Consider the following 22799-nt stretch of genomic DNA (forward strand, 5'->3'; position numbering starts at 1 on the left):
AAAACCTTGCAAATTTAAGTTAAATTTTTTAATTACTCTTTTATATTTTCTAAGTCCAGTAAAAACGCGTATTCTTCAGCCACTTCTTTTAGGGCTTCAAAACGTCCAGACGCGCCTCCGTGACCTGCATCCATATTGGTGTGCAATAGTAAAATATTATTATCTGTTTTCATTTCTCGTAGCTTTGCAACCCACTTCGCTGGCTCCCAATATTGTACTTGCGAATCATGTAATCCTGTTGTCACTAACATGTTCGGATACGCTTTTGCTTCTACATTGTCATAAGGTGAATACGACTTCATGTACTCATAATATTCTTTATTGTTAGGATTTCCCCACTCATCATATTCTCCTGTCGTTAAAGGAATACTATCATCTAACATAGTGGTTACAACATCTACAAAAGGAACCGCAGCTATAACTCCATTGTACAATTCTGGATTCATATTAACAATTGCTCCCATTAGTAATCCGCCGGCACTTCCTCCCGAAGCATATAAATGTTCTGGAGAGGTATATTTTTGCTCAATAAGGTATTTGGAACAGTCTATAAAATCGGTAAACGTATTTTTCTTATCCATTAATTTTCCTTCATCATACCAATTTCTTCCAAGATATTCTCCTCCACGCACATGCGCAATTACATAAATAAAACCTCTATCTAAAAGACTTAATCGAACAGAGGAAAAATATGGATCAATTGTAGAACCATACGAACCATACGCATATTGTAAAAGTGGATTTGTTCCATCTTTTTTAATTCCTTTTCGGTAAACAACTGACATTGGAATTTTAGTCCCATCTCTTGAAGTTGCCCAAAGTCGTTCAGAAATGTAATTGTTTTTATCAAACGTTCCTCCCAAAACCTCTTGCTCTTTTTTTACTTCTTTTTCTTTTGTTTTCATATTGAAATCAATCACAGAAGCTGGCGTAGTCATTGAATTGTAGGAATAACGCAATATATCCGTATCAAAATCTACATTTGAAGTTGTATTGGCTGTGTACGTTTCGTTATCAAATGGCAAGTAATAATCTTCGGTTCCATCCCAACGAATTATTCGCAATTTATTAAGACCATTACTTCGTTCACTTAATACTAAATAGTTTTTAAAGATATCTGTATCTTCCAACAATACATCTGGACGGTGTGGGATGATGTCTTCCCAATGTTCCATTTGTGTCTTGTTTTCTGGTGTTTTAGATAACTTAAAATTAATTGAAGCATCTTTATTATTCAATACGTAAAAATGATCATCGTAATGAGAAATACCATATTCGAGACCTCGAACACGCTCTTGGAAAACTCGAAACTCTCCATCAGGATTATCTGCTTCTAAGATTCTGTATTCTGAAGTTAATGTACTGTATGATCCAATTACAATATATTTTCGTGATTTGGTTTTATAAACAAAAGTGACAAAAGTTTCATCTTCTTCATGAAAAATTTCTTGATCGTTGTTTACATCATCTCCAAGTTTGTGTTTGTATATTTTTTCAGATCGCAGTGTTTGCTCATCTTTATTGGCATAAAATAATGTTTTATTATCCGCAGCCCAAGTTGCACTACCTGTTGTATTTGCAATTGCTTCTTGATAAATTTCTCCTGTTTCTAGATTTTTAATATGTATAGTGTATTGCCTTCTACTAACTGTATCTACACCAAAAGCAACGAGTTTGTTATCTGGGCTAACGCTTATTCCTGTTAGTCGATAATACGGATGTCCTTCTGCCATTTTATTGACATCAAACATGATTTCTTCAGGCGCATCTAAGCTTCCTTTTTTTCTGGAATAAATTGGATATCCTTTTCCTTCTTCATAACGACGAATGTACCAGTATCCATTCAATTTGTATGGAACAGAAGAATCATCTTCTTTGATTCTTCCTTTCATTTCTTCAAATAAATCTTTTTGAAAATTTTCCGTATGTGCTGTCATTGCTTCATTATAAGCGTTTTCAGCTTCTAAATATGAGATTACCTCAGGGTTTTCTCTGTCGTTTAGCCAGTAATAGTTATCAATTCTGACATCACCATGTTTTTCAAGCTTGGTAGCCTTTTTAGCAGCAGTAGGTGCTGTAATCGTTTCTTTCATGTTAGTAGTATGCGTATTACAAGAATTTAAAAGTGCGAAACCAATCAGAGCTATTACAACTCTTTTTTTCATATAAAAGATATTTTAAAAGCTCACAATTTAATAATTTTGTAAATAGTAACCTTTAATTATATACATAATGTTTGGAGATTTAATGGGAATGATGGGTAAATTGAAAGAAACCCAGCAAAAAGTAGAAGAAACGAAGCAGCGTTTACATACAGTGTTAATTGATGAAAATAGTTCTGACAACTTACTAAAAGTAACCGTTACAGCAAACCGAGAAATCAAATCGATTGTAGTCGCTGATGAGTTATTGGAAGATAAAGAACAATTGGAAGACTATTTAATTTTAACACTAAATAAAGCCCTTAAACGCGCAGGCGAAGTTCATGAAACTGAAGTAGCTGCAGTTGCTAAAGATGGCATGCCTACTATTCCTGGCATGGATTTATTTTCTTAAAGAGTACATTCCGACTATAAAAAAAGCCATCTACATGATGGCTTTTTTTTGTTTTAGCAATTGAGAAAGTGTTTTCAGAAATCTGTTGAGAATTATTGTTATAAATGATGCTAAGTTTAGTCTGTCGACACTAAACATATTTTAACATTAACAACATTTTAGTATGAAAAAAAGAAATTTAAAAAATCTAAAACTTACCAAACAATCTATTTCAAATCTTACGAATCAAATTAACGGAGGAGCTGAAACTGGTGGATATTGTGAGACTATATTAAGATCTTTTCTTTATGGTAATTGCCCTATAGATGATCCAGGTGAACCACTCCCTTTAACAGCAGATGTATTAGATTGTCCAGACAACAGCCTTTATGGATCTTGTTCTTTAGGATATTGTGTAGAAACTTTTTGGTGTAAGCCTAGTTAATCCTTATCAATGCATAAAAAAATGGCAGCCTTTGGCTGCCATTTTTCTTTATTTATATATTATTGGTTTTTGAGTCTTAGTTTTTTTGGTCTAATACTCTGAACTGTGTTCTTCTGTTTTGTAAGTGCTCTCTTTCTGTACAAGAAACACCATCTTTACATCTGTTTAATAATCTTCTTTCTCCGTATCCATTAGAAACAATCTTACTAGCATTAATTCCTTTAGAAATTAAGTAGTTAGTAACTGCTTGCGCTCTTCTTTGCGATAAAGCTTCGTTACTTTCTGCTGTTCCTCTAGAATCTGTATGAGAAGCAATTTCTACAGATACTCCAGTTTGTAATACTGGCAATAACTTTTCATCAATCTCACGCTTAGCTGCAGGAGTTAAAGTAGCACTCCCTAAATTCCAATTGATGTTCAAATCATTATAGGTTAAGAATTTACAATCAACTTCTGTCCAAGTAGTTAAACCTCCTTTTTTGGTCAATACTTCTTTTGTAACTGTTTTGTATACTGCAGGCACTTCTGTTTCAACAACACGAGCATCTTCAACTAATTTTGTAGTCTTTAAAGTTGTTTCTTTTTGTGCAATTGGAATTGTACGAGTACTTGGAGCAGCTGTCATTACAGTTTTTGTAAAAGTTTTACTTACTGCTGGAATTTCTTCTGAACGTGTAGATTCACTAGAAATAATCGTTTTCTTTACAGTTTCTGTTACTGCTGGAATTTCAACTCTTTCTGTTGTTGGTGGAGTTACCATTACTGTACGTTTCATTGTTTTTCTTTCTTCAGGAACATCAATTAAACGAGTTGAAGGAGGCGTTACCATTACCGTTTTCTTTACCGTTTTTGTAACTGCAGGAATAGTAATTACACGCGTTGATGGTGGTTTTACCATAATTGTACGTGTATACGTTCCTTCTCCACATGGTTTTCCTCCATTATTGTTAGGATCACAATCAGGAGTTCTTACCGATGAAGCGTCTGCTGCTAAACGTTGAATCGGAATACTAACATTTTGAGCTGGAATCGCTTTGTAACACCAATATCTACAGTCATCTGGGTTTGAAGAGTTACAATCTGCAGGAGGGATTTCGCTCATTTGCCATTCTGCTGCAGCTGGTTTAACCTCAACTGTTTCAAAATCACTTGTAAAAGATGCAGGAACTACGCTTACAGATGAACCGTATTCACGTTTTTTGTAAGTAATTGTTTCAGTTCCCCATTCAGCAGGTATTACTTCTAAACGCTGAGAAGCTTCTTTTACTGTAATAACTACATCGCGAGTTTCATATACTGCTGGTACAATTTCTACTTTTTGATATGCAGGTCTTGTTACCACTTCAAATGTTCTTGTTTCATATACCGCAGGAACTACTTTTAATCGGTAGCTTGCTTCTTTAACCACAACAGTTTCAGTATCACTACTTACTTCTGAAGGAACTTTTACCAAACGTTGTGAAGCTTCTTTTGTTACTACTTCAAACGTTTCAGTACCATACTCTGCTGGTACCACTGTCAATTCTTCTCCTGCTACTTTAGAAACTACAGTTTCGTTTTCTGTAGTATACTTTGCTGGTACTACTTTCAATGTCTTGTACGCTGGAGATACCATAACTTGTACTTCCTGATTTTCATATACATCAGGCGTTACACATCGGACATAACATTTTCCAGGTTCGGGATTTGTTGGTAAGTCTTGAGCTAAGGCAAAAGATCCTGTGATCAAGGCCAAACCAAATACTAGTTTTTTTCTCATGTCTTAAATGATTAATTATTTAATTGTTCTTATTAGTGTTTATTAAGATACGAAATTATTCTTTTGCAAATCAATTCGTGTAAACAAAGTATTATGCAAGCATATTATTTAGTTTAAGTTCAATTTTTTTCGTTAAAATGTATTTTGAGGGGAAAAATCCTGTAAAAACTTTTAAAAATTGCCCGGTCACCCATTTCTTTTACGATATATTTTTGATATATTTACTACAACTAATTAAATCTCTATTACCTATGTTTGAAATTTCTAGAAGTGAAAAAAACAATGAGTTTTACTTTAATTTAAAGGCAAAAAACGGACAAGTTATCTTATCCAGTGAAGGATATAAGGACAAAAGCGGTGCTAAGAATGGTATTGAATCTTGTAAAAAGAATTCATCTGATGATAGTAAGTTTGAACGTAAAACCGCTAAGAACGGAAAGTTTCATTTCAATTTAAAAGCAGGAAACGGACAAGTGATTGGAAGTAGCCAAATGTACGCTAGTGAAGCAGGAATGGAAAACGGTATTGAATCTGTAAAGAAAAATGCAGCAAATGCAGAAGTAAAAGACTTAACAGAATAAACCCAAAAATATGTATAAAAAAAGCAGCTTAAAGAAGCTGCTTTTTTTTATATCACTTTTTGAATGTTTTTTAAGAATTGTTGGTGCATTTCTGCTGTATAATCCAAATGAGTAACTATTCGGAGTTTCCCGCTTCCCATTCCAATTAAATCAATTCCCATCTTTTCAAGTTTCTTCAAAAACATTTGTTCGTCTATATCATCTTGTAAATAAAAAATGATAATGTTTGTTTCAATCGGTTCTACTTTTTTAATAAAAGGTAAACTCTCAAGTATTTTACCAATCTCTTTTGCTTTTTCATGATCTTCTGTCAAACGATTCATATGATGATCTAATGCATATGTTCCAGCAGCTGCTAAATAACCTGCTTGGCGCATTCCGCCTCCCAAAATTTTACGAATACGTAGTGCTTTATGGATAGTTTCTTCATCTCCCAACAATACAGATCCTACAGGACAACCCAGCCCTTTTGATAAACATACCGAGATAGTATCAAACAGTTTTCCATACTGTGCCGGTGTTTCTCCTTTTGCCACCAATGCGTTCCACAATCGTGCGCCATCCAAATGAAAACCTAATCCATGTGCTCGAGCAACCGCATGAATTTTTTCTATTTCGTGAAAATCCCAGCATGCGCCTCCTCCTCGATTGGCTGTGTTTTCTATAGCAATCAGGGCTGTGAGTGGACTGTGATAAAAGTCTGGCGGATTGATTGCCGCTTTGGCTTGTTCTGCTGTAAACATCCCACGATGACCATCAATCAATTTGCAAGAAGCCCCACTATTAAAACTTACGCCGCCACCTTCGTAATTATATATATGAGCATCTTTATCGCAAATCACTTGATCGCCTGGATTGGTATGAATTTTAATCGCAGTTTGATTGGCCATTGTCCCACTAGGAAAAAATAGTGCCGCTTCTTTGCCAAACATTTCTGCTACTTTTTGCTCTAAATGATTGATAGATTCGTCTTTTTTAAATACATCATCACCTACTTTTGCTGCAAACATCGCTTCTAACATTTTTGAAGTAGGTCGAGTAACAGTATCGCTTATTAAATTAATTCGCATTCTTTGCTTTTTGGGTTTTTGGTAAATATAAATTGTAAATCTAAAATCCGCAACTATCAGTTCCAATTGGCGAACCATCTGGAATTTTTGGAGATGTTTCTAAAACAAACTTTTCAGGATTTTTTTTAAATCTAGCTATAGTTTCTAAATAATAATCTTGATATGGCTTCTCTGTTTCCAAAAAATTCCTTGACTTGATTGTTTTCTCTATCTTATTTAATGCATAAATACTTTGCGCCTTAACTGCTGGAGAAGAAGCCTCATGTTGAACTAAATTCATTAAGTGTTTTAGCACATTTGTATTTATTGCAAATCCAATCTGACTTTCGTATGAATTAGCATATGTTTTATATATAGTGTTTTGCAATACTTCTTGAAGCATTTCGTCAAAACCTAGCTGATTAGGACTTAAGCTTTTTTGCTGAAGTAATCGTGCAATGCGCTCAGGATGAAATAAAAATCGTAAAGTCATATCGCTTGCTGTTGTTGCTGGAGCTAAAGCATCAAAAGCGACTCCTGTATTTCCTTTAAACGATTCGCGAGAACGACCATACCCAAAAGCTCTTGGTGGAAATAAAGCCAGTTTATCTTCAGGAATTTTTAAGGTTTTGGCATCTATCGTTTTTAATATTGCCTTCAACGCTTCCCGTTGCATCTTCGCATCAACCGTTTGCACTATTAATTGTCCATCATTTTTGGTTGCGTAATTATATTCTAATCCTCCAATCAACTTAGACGTAGCTTCTGTTTGGTATCGATGAAAAAAATACAACGGCACAAACACGTCTTCCAACACCGTATACGGTTCATAACTGCGAATATTTTCTTTCGAGAAATTCTTAATCGCCAATTCACGTACTCTCAATACATTTTCCAATTCTTCTGAAGCACTCTTTCCATTATCCCACAAATGTGCTTTGGCATGCGCACCACCAGCAGGCCGTGCATCTGCATCTGAAATAAAACGATGTCCCGCTTTGTATGCATCACTTAATATTTTTTGCAATTCTTCTTTTTCAGCTTCCGCAGAAGGAAATTCTGCATAAGAATAGGCTACAGTTACTTTATCCCACAAACCAATTCCGGTAGCATATGCCTCCGACAAATCAATTTTTCCATTTGTAATTTTTACTGTAGGATGCGGATAATCCATTACAGAACTTCTATTGTTGGTACTCGCTACAAAATTATGCGCAAAACCAATCGTGTGACCTACTTCATGTGCCGATAATTGCCGAATTCTTGCCAGCGCCATTTGCAACATAGGTTCATAATTAGCATCATTGGTCGCGAAGGGCTGATTCATCAGAGCTTGAGCGATCAAAAAATCTTGACGAATACGTAAACTTCCCAAACTCACATGTCCTTTGATAATTTCTCCTGTTCGAGGATCTACTACACTTGCTCCATAACTCCAACCTCTTGTAGAACGGTGTACCCATTGAATAACATTATAACGCACATCCATTGGATCGGCGTCTTTAGGTAGCATTTTTACTTGAAAAGCATTGGAATAACCTATTTCCTCATATGCTTCATTCCACCAACGTGCGCCATCTAATAAAGCAGAACGTACAGGCTCAGGCGTTCCAGGGTCGAGGTAATAAATAATAGGTTTTTTTGCTTCACTTTTTTTAGCTCTAGGATTTTTCTTTTCTAACCGATGACGTGTTACAAAACGCTTCAACATAGGTTCTTGAATAGGAGAAGCATAATCATAGTAAGAAATACTAATGGCGCCACTACGAGGATCAAAAACTCTTGACTGGTATTGATTATCAGGCAACTCTACAAACGAATGATGCTGTATAACAGATACTAATGATGCATTTGGCGTCACACTTTTTATATAATTTCCTTTTGGTTCTCCGTTAAAAGTTAATAGTGCTTCAAACTCTACATTTTTAGGAAATGCTTTTACACGTTCTAAAGCAATAGCGCTTTTAGTAGTATCTAATTTGTATTTTCCTTGTTTCGATTTGGCTAAACTTTCAATCACTCCATGAGTATCTTGTAATAAAAAAGGGGTCAAATCAATCGTATATTTTTGATCTTTTTCTGAAACAATTGGAAATCCAAATAAAACCGATCTTGCAAATGCTTGTTCTACACTTTTACGTTCAAGATCATTCGTTGTATTAGCACGGTATTGTAAATTCGGCTGAATTAGTAGTAGCTTATTGCCCATTTTTTGAAATTGTACTACCACTCCATCGCCTATTTGCCCTCTGTCCAATCCGATATCGTTAGAACCTATACCACTAGCTAGCGAATACACATACAAAAAATCTTCATTCAGCTTTTCTACCTCTAGAAATATCTTGTCTGTTTTCTCTTCATAAGAAAAATTAAAAAATCCACTGTATTGCTGCCTAAAATGTTGCTTGCTTTTTTCTTGAGAAAAACACAACACACTGCTTAAAGAAATGAAAATGAAAAAAATATATGCTTTCATCTGAACTAGATTTTAAGGTTGCAAAAACCTAAGACATATTACTTTTTGAAGTTATCGTTAGAATTGTCTTGGTTTTTCATTTTTGCGCTATGAATATACATAAAACATCTTATTTTTGTAGGAATAAAAACAATAAACATGATAACTTCAGATCACGTAAAAGATCTTATTGATCGCCTTGGTGCGTTAAGGAGGTATCTTTGACATAGATGCCAAACGAATTGAGATTGCCAACGAAGAAGAAAAAACATATGCGCCAGATTTTTGGGACACCCCAAGAGAAGCTGAGGCTATAATGAAAAGACTTCGAGGAGAAAAAAAATGGGTGGAAGATTACAACTCAGTAGCTACACTTATTGGAGACCTTGAAGTATTGTATGATTTTTACAAAGAAGGAGATGCTACTGCTGCTGAAGTAGAAGCCCAGTTTGAAAAAACAATTGCCAAAGTTGAAGACTTGGAGTTCCGAAACATGTTATCTGACGAAGGCGATAATATGAGTGCTGTATTACAAATTACAGCTGGTGCTGGTGGAACAGAGAGCTGTGATTGGGCGAGCATGTTGATGCGTATGTACTTAATGTTTGCAGAAAAACAAGGGTACAAAATCAAAGAGCTCAACTATCAAGAAGGCGATGTAGCAGGAATAAAAACCGTAACACTTGAAATAGAAGGTGATTATGCCTTTGGTTGGTTAAAAGGTGAAAATGGCGTACATCGATTGGTGCGTATTTCTCCTTTTGACAGTAACGCCAAACGACATACGTCATTTGCTTCTGTATATGTGTATCCGTTGGTAGATGACACAATCGAAATTGAAATCAATCCTGCGGATATTGAAATTACAACCGCGCGTTCTAGTGGTGCTGGTGGACAAAATGTAAACAAAGTTGAAACCAAAGTTCAGCTGACTCACAAGCCAACAGGAATTCAAATTTCATGCTCTGAAACAAGATCACAACATGATAATCGTACCAGAGCTATGCAAATGTTAAAATCACAGTTGTATGAAATTGAGCTTAAAAAGCAAATGGAAGCACGTGACGATATTGAAGCTGGCAAAATGAAGATTGAGTGGGGATCGCAAATCCGCAATTACGTAATGCACCCATATAAATTGGTAAAAGATGTTCGTACAGGACATGAAACCGGAAACGTAGATGCAGTAATGGATGGATATATTGATGAGTTCCTAAAATCGTATTTAATGTCGATGGGACAACAAAAAGAAAGCAACGAATTATAAACAAAGAGTGTGTTCTATAATTTTACTATACTTGTAACAGCTAACTTAATTCAGAAAAAATGATTATTTATGGAACTGGTTCCAAAGATTTAGGAACTCGAAAATTACAAGGAGCCAAATGTCCAAATTGTGAAGCGAATGAGATTCACGTTCAAGCAGTTTCCAAGTATTTTGATGTGTTTTGGATTCCTATTTTACCTTATTCAAAAAAATACTTTTCCATTTGTGGACACTGTAAACAAGTCTTGAAAAAGAAGGAAATGCCGCAACAAATAAAGGACAAATTAGAAGTTGAAAAACATCATTTTAAAACGCCTATCTATTTATTTACGGGTATAGTACTTATAGCATTTTTGATTGCTTATTTATTTTATGATGCGAGCAAAGATAGAGAACAACTTATGGTACATGTCAAAAATTTAGAACCAAAAGATGTGATTGTTTTTGATGTATTATCTAAAGAATATTCCTTTGCGGAAGTTGTGCAACATTCCAACGACACTATTTATATGTACTATGGAAATTATACGGTTGATAAAGCTCCATCTCAACACGAAGTTGATGAAAAACGTAAAGAATTAGCTGATTTTTTCTCGGAAGATGTTTTCTATTTTACCCAAAAGCAAATTGATTCTTTACATGAAAAAGGTGAAATCAAAACTATTTTTAAATACTAAAAAATCATGCTAAAAATATATCATAACCCAAGATGCCGAAAATCTAGAGAAGGTTTGGCAATTTTGGAAGCCTCAGGAAAAGATTTTGAAATTGTTAACTATCTTGACGCCCCTCTTTCTGTAGAAAATTTAACAGAAATCATTCAACTATTAAAAATTTCACCCATTGAATTAATTCGCACCAGCGAAAATATATGGAAAGAAAATTATAAAGGAAAAGAACTTTCAAATGCTGAAATCATTCAAGCAATGGCTGAACATCCAAAACTCATTGAACGACCAATTGTTATTCACAATCAAAAAGCTGTAATTGGTAGGCCTCCAGAAAAAATTAATGACATACTATAAAAAAGAAAAAACCAGTGAATTCACTGGTTTTTTCTTTTAACAGAACTTTAACCTTCATTGGTTAAACCATAGCTTTTCTTTGCAGTCAAAAAGTACAGTAAACCAAAAAGCTATACTAAGAAAACTACTCACTACATGAAAAAACTATTTCTATTCCTATGTTTAATAGGAACTGTTTCTACTGTATTCTCACAAAACAGAAATACTTCTAAAAAAGTAACTATTACTGGAACAGTTTATGAAAAAACAACCAAACAACCTTTAGAATTCGCTACAATTATTTTTCAAGATTCTGCAAAAAAAAGACCAATTACAGGTGGTATAACAAACAATAAAGGTACTTTTTCTATTGAAGTTGATGCTGACACGTATGACATTCGCTTCGAATTTATTTCTTTCGAAACCCAAGAGATAAAAAATAAACCTCTGTATGAAAATATGTCTATTGGAGAAATATATCTCTCGGAAGATTCCCAAAGTTTGCAAGCCGTAGAAATTATAGCAGAGAAAACAACTGTTGATATTAAACTTGATAAAAAAATATACAATGTTGGAAAAGATTTAACAGTACGTGGTGGAACTGTTAGTGACGTATTAGATAATGTTCCTTCTGTTTCTGTTGATGTAGAAGGAAATGTGTCGCTTCGTGGTAATGAAAATGTTCGTATCCTTATCAACGGAAAACCTTCTGGATTAGTTGGATTGAATTCTACAGATGCATTACGACAACTGCCTGCAGATGCAATAGAGAAAGTAGAAATCATTACCTCTCCATCGGCACGATATGATGCTGAAGGAACGGCTGGAATTTTAAATATTATTCTTCGTCGTAGTAAATTGCAGGGAATTAATGGTGCAATCTCTACAAACGTTTCTTACCCATTAGGTTATGGTGTTTCTGGAAATATCAATTACCGTACGGGTGATTTCAATTTTTTCACAACTTCTGGTTACAATTATCGTGAAGTGCCTGGAAATTCAAATACTTTTACCGAATACTTCAATGGAGATAATCCCAATACTTTCTTGAATGAAGATCGTGATTTTGACCGTACCCAAAAAGGTATTAATACCAATCTTGGTGTAGAATGGTATATAAATGATAAAACTTCGTTAACCGCAACCGTTTTTTATCGTGACAGTAATGATGAGAGTGAAACAGCTAACATTTTAACACAATACGATGCCGATTTTAATGTCACAAATGTAAGTAGCCGTTTTGACCCTGAAACAGAAGATGATACTACACTTCAATATGCTGTGAATTTTGACAAAAATTTTGAAAAAAGCGGACATAAATTGACTGCTGATTTTCAATATGAAAATAGTCGTGAAGCGGAAAACTCTTTTATTTTAGTAGACAATATTTTGTCTGAGCAAGTAGCTACTATTGAAGAGCAAGACCGTTTATTATTGCAAACAGACTATGTAGTTCCAACAAGTGAAACAGCTCAATTTGAATTTGGCTACCGTGGAAACTTTTTAGATTTAACTACTGATTATTTAGTTGCTTTTCTTGAAAATGATGTGTTTGTTCCTGATGCCAACTTAAGTAATGTATTGAATTACCGTGAATATGTAAATGCTATTTACTCTCAATATGGTAATAAAATCAATGATAAATTTTCCTTTTTAGTAGGATTACGAATGGAAAGTACTCGTATTACAATTGATCAATTAACAAGTAGTGATTTTGATCGAAAAAATTATATTGGTTTTTTCCCTACCATCAATTTAGGATATGAAATTAACGAAAATCAAAGCATTACTTTAGGATACAATCGAAGAATTAGACGACCACGCTCGCGATTTATCAACCCATTCCCTTCTCGTTCGAGTATTACGAACGTTTTTCAAGGAAATCCAGATATTGACCCAAGCTATTCTAACGGAGTTGATCTTGGATATTTGAATCGTATAGGGAAATTTACGTTAAATACTTCTGTGTATTTTCAACGCTCAACCGATGTCTTTAATTTCATCAGTGAAGATACCGGTCAAACGGTGCTTCTAAATGGTGAGGAAGTGCCAATTATACGACGAACTCCAATCAACTTAGCAAGAAATGATCGTTTTGGTTTCGAATTTACTGTAACATATAATCCTTCTAGAAAATGGCGGTTGAACGGAAACTTTAACCTTTTTCAATCTTACAATCGAGGAGAGTTTAACGGAACAAATTTTGATGCTGACAATTTAAGTTGGTTTGTTCGTGTAAATAATAAAGTAACGCTTCCTGGAAGTATCGATTGGCAAACCCGTTTATTTTATAGCGGTCCTAATGAAGATGCTCAAAATATTCGTAAAGGTTTGTTTTCAGCTAATTTAGCTTTTAGCAAAGACTTATTTGATGAAAACGCTTCAATTGCGTTCAATGTTAGTGATGTCTTCAATTCCAGAAAAAGACGTTCAGAATCTTTTACTGATACCTTCTTTAGTGAAGGAGAATTTCAATGGAGAGAGCGTACCTTCAACCTTTCCTTTACATATCGTTTTAATCAGAAAAAGAAAAATGAACGCAACAGAGGAAATAACAATGATGATGATGGAGATGATGGCGGATTTAGAGCAACACCATAAAATTACTCAAGCTGCAAATATTATTTTTGCAGCTTTTTTTATACGATTTAACTTACGTAAAAATTGCCGAATTAATGTAAAACATAGGTTTTTCCTCGTGTCATATATTACTTTTTTGTACTTTAGAATTTTATAAAATACATCATCTAATGGCACACGCAGCACCTAAAACAGAAAGTACCGATCGTGTAAAATTACCTTTTACTTTTGATGCAGAAAAAATGGTAGCAGAATTTGAAGCATTAAAATTGAATAATTTTGAATATTACAATGTCATTCCGCTACGTGCGCCGGCACATACAGTGGATACTTCATTGCCTTTTCCTCCTCCTGCAGATGATTATGCGGATGGTTCTTGGTGTGATTGGATGGACACAAACTATTTACAAAGTTCACCGTATTTGAATGAAGTTATTGATTTTTTTAAGGCCAATACTACCGTAACTCTTGTTCGGTTGTTACGCTTGGCTCCACATTCGATAGTGCAAGAACACACAGACCCAACTTTGGGCTTGGAAGTGCACAAATCAGTAATTCGTTTAACAGTTCCTATTCTAAATAAAGAAGGAATTCAATTTTTTCTAAATAATTCTGAAGTACGCATGCAACCTGGAGAATGTTGGTATTTACGTCTCACAGATCCGCATAGAGTTTTAAACAATGGTGATACTGAGCGTGTCAATTTAACAATTGATATGATTCCAAATGAGTGGATTCGAAATATCATCAGAGAAAGTGACGTTTAATTTTCAGAGTTAAAAAAAAGAACCTGTTTTAAAAGTTAAACTTTTAAAACAAGCTCTTTTCTTGACAACTGTCGTTTTTTTTTATTCCCAACACCAAGATGCGTCTTGTTGTGTATAACAATTGATGATATCTGAAGCTTCAATAGGTCTTGCTGGCGGTTCAACAGTATTTTTTCCTCCTATTAGTTTTGCAAAATTTGAGATTGATTTTTTGTTCAATTTCAAATTTTTTAAATGTTGTTTTTTCATGTGTTAATGTTTTAAATGAACAGGTAAATTAGAAAAATTTACAGCAACAAAAGTACGGTTAAACCATACTTTACAATAAAACTTAATTAAACAACAAAAGGCTTGCATAATTGCAAACCTTTTGAATACACCTATGAAAACGCATGTGATTTCTACGAATATTGTATAAACCACATGTATATTGGCATTCCTAGTGTTATATTAAATGGAAAAGTAATTGCTAATGCCATCGGCAAGTACAAACTTGGGTTTGCTTTTGGAGCTGCAATTCGCATGGCTGCGGGAACAGCAATATACGAGGCACTTGCTGCTAGAATTGACAGTAATAACCGATCGCCATCACTGTTTAATACATGGGAAGATAAGTACGCCACTGTAATTCCGTTGGCAAGAGGAATAAAGATTGCAAAAAGCAGAGCAAACCATCCTTTCTTGATTAATGCTCCGATTTTTTTCCCGCTTGTAATTCCCATATCTAATAGAAAAACAGCTAGAAAACCTTTAAAAATATCAGTTGTGAAAGGCTTAATTCCTTCTGCTTGAGCATCACTTGCCATAAAACCTATTAGCAAACTTCCTAAAATTAAAACTACACTTCCATTGGTGACTGCATGTTTCACTAAGCTCAACATTTCCTTATGCGACTTTTTACCATTAGAGTGAATTCGCATTAGTAGAACTCCAACAATTATGGAAGGAGCTTCCATCAATGCCATTACAGCAACCATGTGACCTCCAAATTCTATATTTTTCATTTCTAAAAAACTAATTGCAGTCACAAAAGTCACAGCACTTACCGAACCATATGCCGCGGCAATAGCACCCGCATTTTCAACGGTAAATTTGAGTCGTAAAATATAGTATGTATATACAGGTACAACAATTGCCAATGTAATTCCTGTAATTAAAGACCAACCTATATCTGCCGTATAGCTACTATGAGCAAGCTCTTGCCCGCCTTTAAAACCAATAGCGAGCAAGAGATACAGTGAAATAAATTTAGAGGAATTTTTAGGAATTTCGAGATCGCTCTTTATTTGTGAGGCAAGGATTCCTAAAGCGAAGAATAATAACGCTGGATTCGTTAAATTATCAAATACTAAATGTAAATCCATTATTGGTTTTTAAAATGCTTATCATTTGTTAGTCTAGAATTTCAATCTCTAGAATGCCATTGATTCTAATTTGTTTTCCTTCTTTTTTTGCTGACTGATACACTTTTTTAAAACTTTCTTTTTCTCGCATTAATTGCCCTAATCGGCTATCATCAAAGTCTGTATTACTTTTTTCATTTCCTTCACAAATGGACAAACGGTGAATTTTATGAAAATTTATTTTTTCATCTAAAAGTGAGTTAATTACTTGCTTAGCTTCTACTGCTGTAAACGTTCCGTTTACCAAGCTTACTTTGTGTGTTACTTCTGTAGTTGTCATAATGTTTGTTATTGTTACTGTTTTTGTATTAATGCTATAATTGAAATGAATATTAAAATCATTCCTACTTTTAAAAGTGTCCAAAATTGCTCTGAATTGGATTGATAGCTTATAAATATTGTACTACCATAAGCAACTAGTAGTAATGCTACTGCAACATATCTTATCCATTTAAAAAGCCATTTTTTATGAATTTTGATTGAAAAAAAAGTAGTATTGTTATAAATACGAATCGGTGTTATTTTTGATTCTAACGAACTGCTAAGTGTAACTGTTTTTCCCATTACTTCTTTTTTACGATGCAAAGATTATATTTTATATTCATATAATTTTATTTATATTTATTATGAAAAACATAAGTAATATTTATGAATTATACATTGCATCAACTCAAAGTTTTCGTAGAAATTGTTCGACAAGAAAGTATTACCAAAGCATCAGAAACCTTGTTCTTAACACAACCGGCTGTTTCTATTCAATTAAAAAAGTTTCAAGATCAATTTCCTCTTCCTCTTACGGAAGTCATCGGTAGAAAATTATACATCACCAACTTCGGGAAAGAAATTGCGATTACAGCGCAAAAAATTTTAGATGAAGTCTCAGCGATTGATCATAAAACAAAGCAATATCAAGGAAAACTAGCGGGTAAATTAACCGTAAGTTCTGTATCTACAGGAAAATATGTTATGCCCTATTATTTATCTGGTTTTGTGAATCAACATACTGGAATTGATTTTACTATTGATGTGACCAATAAACAAAAAGTAGTAAAAGATTTGGAAGAAAATAAAGTAGATTTTGCTTTGGTTTCTGTATTGCCCAATAATCTGTCCTTAGAAACATTGCCTTTGTTAAAAAATAGTTTGTATTTGGTTGGCGGGAAAGAGCGAGAAGCCAATCGAAAAGGGAAAGTTTCGGCTATTTTCCAACAACAACCTTTATTATATAGAGAAAAAGGTTCGGCTACCCGAAATGCTATGGAAGCTTTTATTGATGGAAAAAATGTTTCTGTTCAAAAAAAAATTGAGCTTACTTCAAATGAAGCTCTTAAGCAAGCTGTCATTGCAGGCTTAGGATATTCTATCATGCCTATTTTAGGTATAAAAAATGCTGTGGATAAAGGTGATATTAAGATTATTGAACACAAAGGACTTCCCATTCATACGCAGTGGAATATTGTTTGGCTCAAAAACAAGTCACTATCTCCCGTAGCCAAAGCTTTTATCGACTATTTACATGCAGAAAAACACAGTATTAAAACTAAATATTTTGATTGGGTTGAAGAGTAATTAATGATACTATTTTATAAAGACGACCCAATTAAAAAAGCTACTTATTAGATTTTGTTTCTAAAGAAAAGGAAATGTTAGTTGATGCAGTGAAATATTAGATACACAATTCTAATTACTCTGCATACCCATTTTTAAGAGCATATACTGCTAGTCCGACTCTCGATTTCAATTCTAGTTTTTCAAAAAGACTATCGCGGTAGTTTTCTATCGTTCGAGGGCTACAAAACATGCATTCTGCAATTTCCTTGTATGTCATTTCTGAAACTGTGTATGTTAAAAATTCAATCTCTCGTTCAGAAAGATTTATTTTTAAGTTGGCATTAATTGTATCTTCACTAATGGATGTAAGTATTTTACTCGATGCCCAATCAGGAAAGAAATATCCTTTCTCTACAAGCATTTCTAACCCTTTTTCTAACTCTAAAGGTTGTATATTTTTAAGCATATACCCTTTTGCTCCATTTTTAATCATATTGATTAAACTTTGTTCATCACTTTGCATACTCAATGCCATAATGAGTACTTCTGGATATGTTGTTTTTAACCACTTAGCAGTTTCAAAACCATCCATCACTGGCATACTAATATCAAGCAGTACGATATTTGGCACAGGTTTGGACTTCAGCTTTTCTTGAAAATCTTTTCCATTTTCACAAATGAGTACTACTTCAAATTGCTCAAAATTTGCAATAATACTTTTTAAAGCATTTGCGATTAAAACATGATCGTCAACAACAGCTATGGTATATTTCATTTTGATGGAATTTTTACATTTAGTGACGTGCCTTCGGAATTACTTTTTACGTCAAAAGTACCTTTTAGCATTTCTATTCTTTTTTTCATATTTCTAAGTCCAATTCCTTTAGATTGTATTGCCTTTGTATCAAAACCTTTCCCGTCATCTTTTAAAAATACTACTAAATCACTTTTTATTATTGATAATTCAATTATTACTTGTTCACATTTTGCATGTTTTATACTATTTTGTAAAAACTCTTGTACGACACGCAGTAAGATACTTTTTGTTTGATATGTAAAATCATCTTGTTTTACATTATTCTTCAATACAATTTTAAATGGCTTTAAGTCATTAATCTTAGAGATTTCATTTTCTATCAATTCAAATATAGTACTCTGTTCAATTACGTCATCTGTAAGCGACTTAGAAAGACGCCGTAGGTCATTTAAAGATTCATTAATGATTTCGTTAATTGTATTGATATTTTCTTCAATATTTGGCGCTTTATTTTCATAATTTAGCTGTTGTAAATACAAACTAGATAAGGTTAGTTTTTGCCCTACATTATCATGGATTTCTCGTCCAATATGCTTCATTGTTTCTTTTTGAATTTCTGCTTGCATTTGTAATAGTTCCTGCTTATGTAAAAGATCTATCATTTTCAATTCTTCTTCATGAATTTTCTTCTTGATGTGGTATTGACGAACAAAAACAATAATACCACCAATAAAAGCGACAAAGAAAATATTGAATAAAATTAATGATGCTATGACTGTGCTTTCCCCCATATAAACGATGCTGTAAATAATACATACATAATACAGTTAGATACATAAAAGTAAGTGTAATAGATACTCCAAACTTCGTAATGATTTTTATAAAGTTCAATACTAAAAACATGATACGGATAACTACCAACATAAAAAATTATTAAACCGAGATTGATATAAAACATTTTGTTCTCTTTAAAATTTAAAATGTCATCCGTTTTAATTTGTTTTATAAACTCTAAAATGAGTAGTAATATCAAAATAAGAGAGCCGTAATTCATTATTAATGAGGAGACTTCCATTTTCGGTTTAACAGAAATTAAGGCCATTAATACCATTATAAATGTAGATGTTGCCAGAAGAAATATTTTGCTATTGTGAAGAGACTTAACCGCATATAACCAATAGAAAAAGATAAACTCTAACGGAAGTATAAAAAAAATATAACAGCTTTGTCTATAACTCCTATGAATAAGAGTTGTTTTTGTTAGAAAAAATTCCAGTAAAAAAATGACAATCAAGTATATAGAAAACCACTTCCAATAACTATTTTTAAGTTCACGCAGATATAGTAACCCTACAAATGCAGCTATAAATTGAGTTATTAGAAGTGTATTTTTTAAGAAAGCATATAGTTCTTCCATTTTTAATTTTTGAAAGCTAATTTTCTACTATTATGTGGCGGATAAAGACCTCCATGATTGATTGCTTCTAAGTTGTCAATAGAAGTCCCTGTAAGCGCCATTACTTCTGATTCTGCGAAGACACTTTGGTCAATTTCTTGAGTTCCTAAAAGCTCTTGTGGCCTTCTATACTTATTCAACCCATTTTCGTATGTATCAGGAAAATAAGGGTGAAAATCTACAACTTCTCCTTGTTCATTTTCTCGTATCGGAACAATCACCAATGTATGTTTATCTTCGTAGTTTTGAGTTATAGGACTCTCTAGTAAATCTCCCAATTCTTCATATAAACCTTGTCCCCAAGTACTTTTTTTAGGATAAGCAGCATAGTAGAATCGCAGTCCTAATTTCTCTTTTTCTAAATTTTTAGAATGAATTTTCACTCCTTGCTTTATATGGTAAAGAAACTTTTGCACCTTATCTAAATCTAAAATAATTGACTCAGAGTCAATATGCTGAACAGTCTTAATTGCATTTAATTGATAATTTTCATAAATAGAAATCATATCTCCTATTAATCCTGCTTTTAAAGTATCATACGGATATTGACTATAATCGCTACAAAAGGCTTTTGAATCATCAATGAGTTGCCTTTGTTCTTTAGTTAATGTATACACTAATGCTCCAAAGAGTAAAACTATAATGACGCTTAATATCATGATTGTTTCCATAATTCTATTTTTTTTAAGTTACTAAATATTTTTGTAATTCACTGACAAAGAAACAACTAGAATTATTCATTTTATTAAGTAGGAAACCCCAATCTTATAGGGTTAAATAACCTAAAAAAAATCGTTAGTTCCCCATATATATTTCCGCTAAATGCGCATCATTTGAGGCTTTACCTCTCAATAAATTTGTTACTGTACACAGGGAAACCGAAAACTGTAATTAGAGTAGGTATTTCATTAATCTTTTTAATTATGTCACACAAAGAGAAAATATGCAACACTGCATTGACAAGTCACGTAGAGTTTTGTCACGAACAACATAGTTATACGCCATTAGTCGTTTCAAAACATTTATGGGAAAAACTTCCTGAAAAAACAGGGATAAAAAATTTAATCAAAGAGGAATTGGATCAAAAAATAATTGATCGGCAAAATGTTCTTAAAGAAACCTCTCGAAAGGTTGAAATGGAACTTAAAGAAACTATAGACAATGCGCTAGACAAATCTTGTAAAAAAATAGACGCCTCTACTCAAAAAGGGTTAAATATATCTATGCAAGATTTTAAACATTCTACTTTTAGAGCTATTGATGAAGAGCTTGAACAAAAACTCAAACAGTCCTATAAAGAAGCTGTTCAAGAAATTATAAACGACTCAAAAGGAGTTTTGGACTTAAATAATCCTCAAAAAGCTATTGAATTTAAAGAGAATGAAATTGCTAAAATGATTTCAGATGTTCCTGAAGAAAAAATGGTTTATCAACCTATTCCATTACACCAAACTTATGAATTGGAAGGGCTCGGATTGTTTTTTAAAGAATCTGTATGTTATAGACCAGAAGGATTTACATACGCTCCTTGCGGAAAAGAAGTGACCATTATGCCAGGAGAAGAAATTAAAGAAAGTAATGTACTCACAACTACAATTAAAGAAGAAGATTCAGAAAATACAACTATCACGCAAAGTATTACCTCAACAGATAAAGAAGAAGAAGTTAATACGTTTACAGAATCGTATGAAAATACACTAGAAAAGGAAACAGATATCAAGTTGTCTAAAGAGTCTAGTTTTAAAATTAAAATTCCATTAAAAGTTGTGAATTTGGATTTGAGTTCGAGTACTTCAGGAGCTATTGACTTCAACAAAATTATTAAAGAAGTAAATAAATCGAGTCATACCAATACACGTACACGATTTAATGAAGTGATTAGAAAGTTAACTATAGAATCGATTCAAAAATCTAGTAGAAGCCTTACCTCTACTAATGAATACACACATAATCGCATCTGGAAAAACGACACAAGTACACCTCAAACGTATGTAAAAAGAAAAAGCTATTGTAAAACTAGTGTCTTACACAGACGACACAATGTACAAATGGCTTGGCAAGGTTGTATCGATAATCCTGCACGAGATTTATGCACTCTGGATACTATAGAAGAAAGACATGCGACAGATATTCAAGCTATTAGAGACAAATGGCAGCAAGCTACTGCACCAGCAGAATTTGGTCCTAGACCTAAAGGCAAAAAAGTTTGCACTTCGGCTTTTAGAGATTATAATCATCCGTTACACACAGGAGTTTCTAAATTTAGGCAAGATTTTCAGTATACCATTCCAAACGGTTGGTCATATGACCACAATAGTGCTTCTGTAAATATACTAAGTAATAGTTCTGGTGTGGAAGAAAAACTTGTATATACACAACCTAGTGCTGGTGCACGTGGCGGAGTTTCGTTTAATGCTGCTGTGATTTTAGATAATCGTTGGGGAAAAAGAGAAGAAGTTGTTTTTAGTGTTTGTTTTAATATAGTTCCTGATACAGCAATAGTGTGGGATACCAAAGTACAAGCGTGGAGAGATGAAGAAACTCAGAAAGAAATAGATGCATTTATTGCTAAACATATCGAAGAATTAACTCAATACTTAGCTACTGATCAAGCAAGAGCCTCTGTAGAACGTCGCATTATGGAAGATTTTTTTGGGGTGACAGTTATTGAAGATTGTTGTAAATTGATTTCTCGATTACGTAAACTATTTGATTTTGATTCAATGGGATACTCTTTGTTGCCTACTTGGAATGAGTTTGGTGAAGGTTGTCAAAAAGCATTTCCCGTAAATTTATATACCGCAAAATGTTTGCATTTTTTTCTACCAATGCAATCAGGAAAGGAAAGAGAAGCTTTACAGTTATTAGCCTCTATCAATGCCATTCCGTGGAGTATACAATTAATTCCGCAAATTTTAGCGTATGTTCAACAGGTTCAAAATATGCGAAATACCTTGTATAATAGAATATTTAATCCAACTGGATGGAATATTAAGTTTGATCAACCAAAAGTATACGACATGACTCCATACGACACTTCCAATACAGATTGGGATGCAGCACATGAATCGGATCTAAATTTTGAATTGTTAGGCGCATTTACGATTAATGTCCCTTGTGGAGAACGCATTGACACAAGACCTTTGCTCTGTGAGTAATTTTTTTTTACTCTTTTACACATAATAGGCAC

The 22799-nt window shown here is 33.4% G+C and carries 21 protein-coding genes; 10 read left to right on the forward strand and 11 right to left on the reverse strand.

Translation table 11 applies throughout. From position 1 onward, the window contains the following. Nucleotides 1-32 precede the first annotated feature (32 nt). The gene (locus tag AA088_RS10225; RefSeq protein ID WP_394332089.1) at nucleotides 33-2093 is read right to left on the reverse strand and encodes a S9 family peptidase; all 2061 of its coding nucleotides are present in this window, start codon (nucleotides 2091-2093) and stop codon (nucleotides 33-35) included. A gap of 139 nt (nucleotides 2094-2232) precedes the next feature. Between AA088_RS10225 and AA088_RS10230 the strand changes: the two genes are divergently transcribed. Further along, nucleotides 2233-2556, forward strand: a complete 324-nt coding sequence (locus tag AA088_RS10230) for a YbaB/EbfC family nucleoid-associated protein (protein WP_046744880.1) — start codon at nucleotides 2233-2235, stop codon at nucleotides 2554-2556. Nucleotides 2557-2719: 163 nt separating this feature from the next. Then, a complete protein-coding gene (locus AA088_RS10235) occupies nucleotides 2720-2980 on the forward strand; it encodes a hypothetical protein (RefSeq protein WP_046744881.1) in 261 nt (86 codons plus the stop codon). Between the two features lie 76 nt (nucleotides 2981-3056). On the opposite strand, the gene AA088_RS10240 is transcribed toward AA088_RS10235, so the two are convergent. Continuing rightward, complete coding sequence (locus tag AA088_RS10240; RefSeq protein ID WP_046744882.1) at nucleotides 3057-4739, reverse strand: OmpA family protein; 1683 nt, start codon at nucleotides 4737-4739, stop codon at nucleotides 3057-3059. Nucleotides 4740-4990: 251 nt separating this feature from the next. On the opposite strand from AA088_RS10240, the gene AA088_RS10245 reads away from it, so the two are divergent. Continuing rightward, nucleotides 4991-5320, forward strand: a complete 330-nt coding sequence (locus AA088_RS10245; protein ID WP_046744883.1) for a YegP family protein — start codon at nucleotides 4991-4993, stop codon at nucleotides 5318-5320. A gap of 47 nt (nucleotides 5321-5367) precedes the next feature. Here the strand turns inward: AA088_RS10245 and AA088_RS10250 are convergent, their stop codons facing one another. Further along, nucleotides 5368-6390 carry a threonine aldolase family protein gene (locus AA088_RS10250; protein ID WP_046744948.1) on the reverse strand — a complete coding sequence of 341 codons (1023 nt, stop codon included), beginning with the start codon at nucleotides 6388-6390 and terminating at the stop codon, nucleotides 5368-5370. 40 nt (nucleotides 6391-6430) lie between these two features. Next, nucleotides 6431-8845 carry a zinc-dependent metalloprotease gene (locus AA088_RS10255; RefSeq protein ID WP_046744884.1) on the reverse strand — a complete coding sequence of 805 codons (2415 nt, stop codon included), beginning with the start codon at nucleotides 8843-8845 and terminating at the stop codon, nucleotides 6431-6433. 138 nt (nucleotides 8846-8983) lie between these two features. Here AA088_RS10255 and prfB point away from each other — a divergent pair. The 5 genes from prfB to AA088_RS10280 all read left to right on the forward strand — a co-directional run bounded on the left by prfB (nucleotide 8984) and on the right by AA088_RS10280 (nucleotide 14442). Next, nucleotides 8984-10091 (forward strand): peptide chain release factor 2 gene (gene prfB / locus AA088_RS10260; RefSeq protein WP_157547139.1). Its coding sequence is split into 2 segments (ribosomal slippage): nucleotides 8984-9046 and nucleotides 9048-10091, totalling 1107 coding nucleotides; the frame shifts between segments, so codons are not numbered across the junction. Between the two features lie 59 nt (nucleotides 10092-10150). Further along, nucleotides 10151-10768 carry a zinc-ribbon domain-containing protein gene (locus AA088_RS10265; protein ID WP_046744886.1) on the forward strand — a complete coding sequence of 206 codons (618 nt, stop codon included), beginning with the start codon at nucleotides 10151-10153 and terminating at the stop codon, nucleotides 10766-10768. 6 nt (nucleotides 10769-10774) lie between these two features. Beyond that, nucleotides 10775-11116, forward strand: coding sequence for an arsenate reductase (glutaredoxin) (gene arsC, locus AA088_RS10270; protein WP_046744887.1), 342 nt, complete (start codon nucleotides 10775-10777; stop codon nucleotides 11114-11116). 135 nt (nucleotides 11117-11251) lie between these two features. After that, nucleotides 11252-13696: a TonB-dependent receptor domain-containing protein gene (locus AA088_RS10275; protein WP_046744888.1), complete on the forward strand. Its 2445-nt coding sequence runs from the start codon at nucleotides 11252-11254 to the stop codon at nucleotides 13694-13696. A gap of 149 nt (nucleotides 13697-13845) precedes the next feature. Then, a complete protein-coding gene (locus tag AA088_RS10280) occupies nucleotides 13846-14442 on the forward strand; it encodes an aspartyl/asparaginyl beta-hydroxylase domain-containing protein (protein ID WP_046744889.1) in 597 nt (198 codons plus the stop codon). Nucleotides 14443-14523: 81 nt separating this feature from the next. On the opposite strand, the gene AA088_RS18325 is transcribed toward AA088_RS10280, so the two are convergent. From AA088_RS18325 to AA088_RS10295, 4 genes are all read right to left on the reverse strand, one after another. After that, the gene (locus AA088_RS18325) at nucleotides 14524-14691 is read right to left on the reverse strand and encodes a hypothetical protein (protein ID WP_157547140.1); all 168 of its coding nucleotides are present in this window, start codon (nucleotides 14689-14691) and stop codon (nucleotides 14524-14526) included. A 152-nt stretch (nucleotides 14692-14843) separates the two neighbouring features. Then, on the reverse strand, nucleotides 14844-15806 hold the full coding sequence (locus AA088_RS10285) for a sodium-dependent bicarbonate transport family permease (RefSeq protein ID WP_046744890.1): 963 nt from the start codon (nucleotides 15804-15806) through the stop codon (nucleotides 14844-14846). A 28-nt stretch (nucleotides 15807-15834) separates the two neighbouring features. Continuing rightward, nucleotides 15835-16125 (reverse strand): hypothetical protein, encoded by a 291-nt coding sequence (locus AA088_RS10290; RefSeq protein ID WP_046744891.1) that lies wholly within the window; start codon nucleotides 16123-16125, stop codon nucleotides 15835-15837. 14 nt (nucleotides 16126-16139) lie between these two features. Continuing rightward, entirely contained in the window at nucleotides 16140-16409 is a 270-nt protein-coding gene (locus tag AA088_RS10295; RefSeq protein WP_046744892.1) for a DUF6095 family protein, read from the reverse strand. 84 nt (nucleotides 16410-16493) lie between these two features. On the opposite strand from AA088_RS10295, the gene AA088_RS10300 reads away from it, so the two are divergent. Then, nucleotides 16494-17414 carry a LysR family transcriptional regulator gene (locus tag AA088_RS10300; protein WP_046744893.1) on the forward strand — a complete coding sequence of 307 codons (921 nt, stop codon included), beginning with the start codon at nucleotides 16494-16496 and terminating at the stop codon, nucleotides 17412-17414. Between the two features lie 115 nt (nucleotides 17415-17529). On the opposite strand, the gene AA088_RS10305 is transcribed toward AA088_RS10300, so the two are convergent. From AA088_RS10305 to AA088_RS10320, 3 genes are all read right to left on the reverse strand, one after another. Further along, a complete protein-coding gene (locus tag AA088_RS10305) occupies nucleotides 17530-18171 on the reverse strand; it encodes a response regulator transcription factor (protein WP_046744894.1) in 642 nt (213 codons plus the stop codon). Next, entirely contained in the window at nucleotides 18168-18944 is a 777-nt protein-coding gene (locus tag AA088_RS10310) for a sensor histidine kinase (RefSeq protein ID WP_046744895.1), read from the reverse strand. Before AA088_RS10310 ends, AA088_RS10305 begins: the two co-directional genes overlap by 4 nt. A 628-nt stretch (nucleotides 18945-19572) precedes the next feature. Further along, nucleotides 19573-20280 (reverse strand): hypothetical protein, encoded by a 708-nt coding sequence (locus tag AA088_RS10320; RefSeq protein ID WP_046744897.1) that lies wholly within the window; start codon nucleotides 20278-20280, stop codon nucleotides 19573-19575. Nucleotides 20281-20532: 252 nt separating this feature from the next. Between AA088_RS10320 and AA088_RS10325 the strand changes: the two genes are divergently transcribed. Continuing rightward, the gene (locus AA088_RS10325) at nucleotides 20533-22767 is read left to right on the forward strand and encodes a hypothetical protein (RefSeq protein WP_046744898.1); all 2235 of its coding nucleotides are present in this window, start codon (nucleotides 20533-20535) and stop codon (nucleotides 22765-22767) included. Nucleotides 22768-22799: the final 32 nt, after the last annotated feature.

It is taken from the genome of Kordia zhangzhouensis, assembly GCF_001005305.1.
GTDB classification, from domain to species: domain Bacteria; phylum Bacteroidota; class Bacteroidia; order Flavobacteriales; family Flavobacteriaceae; genus Kordia; species Kordia zhangzhouensis.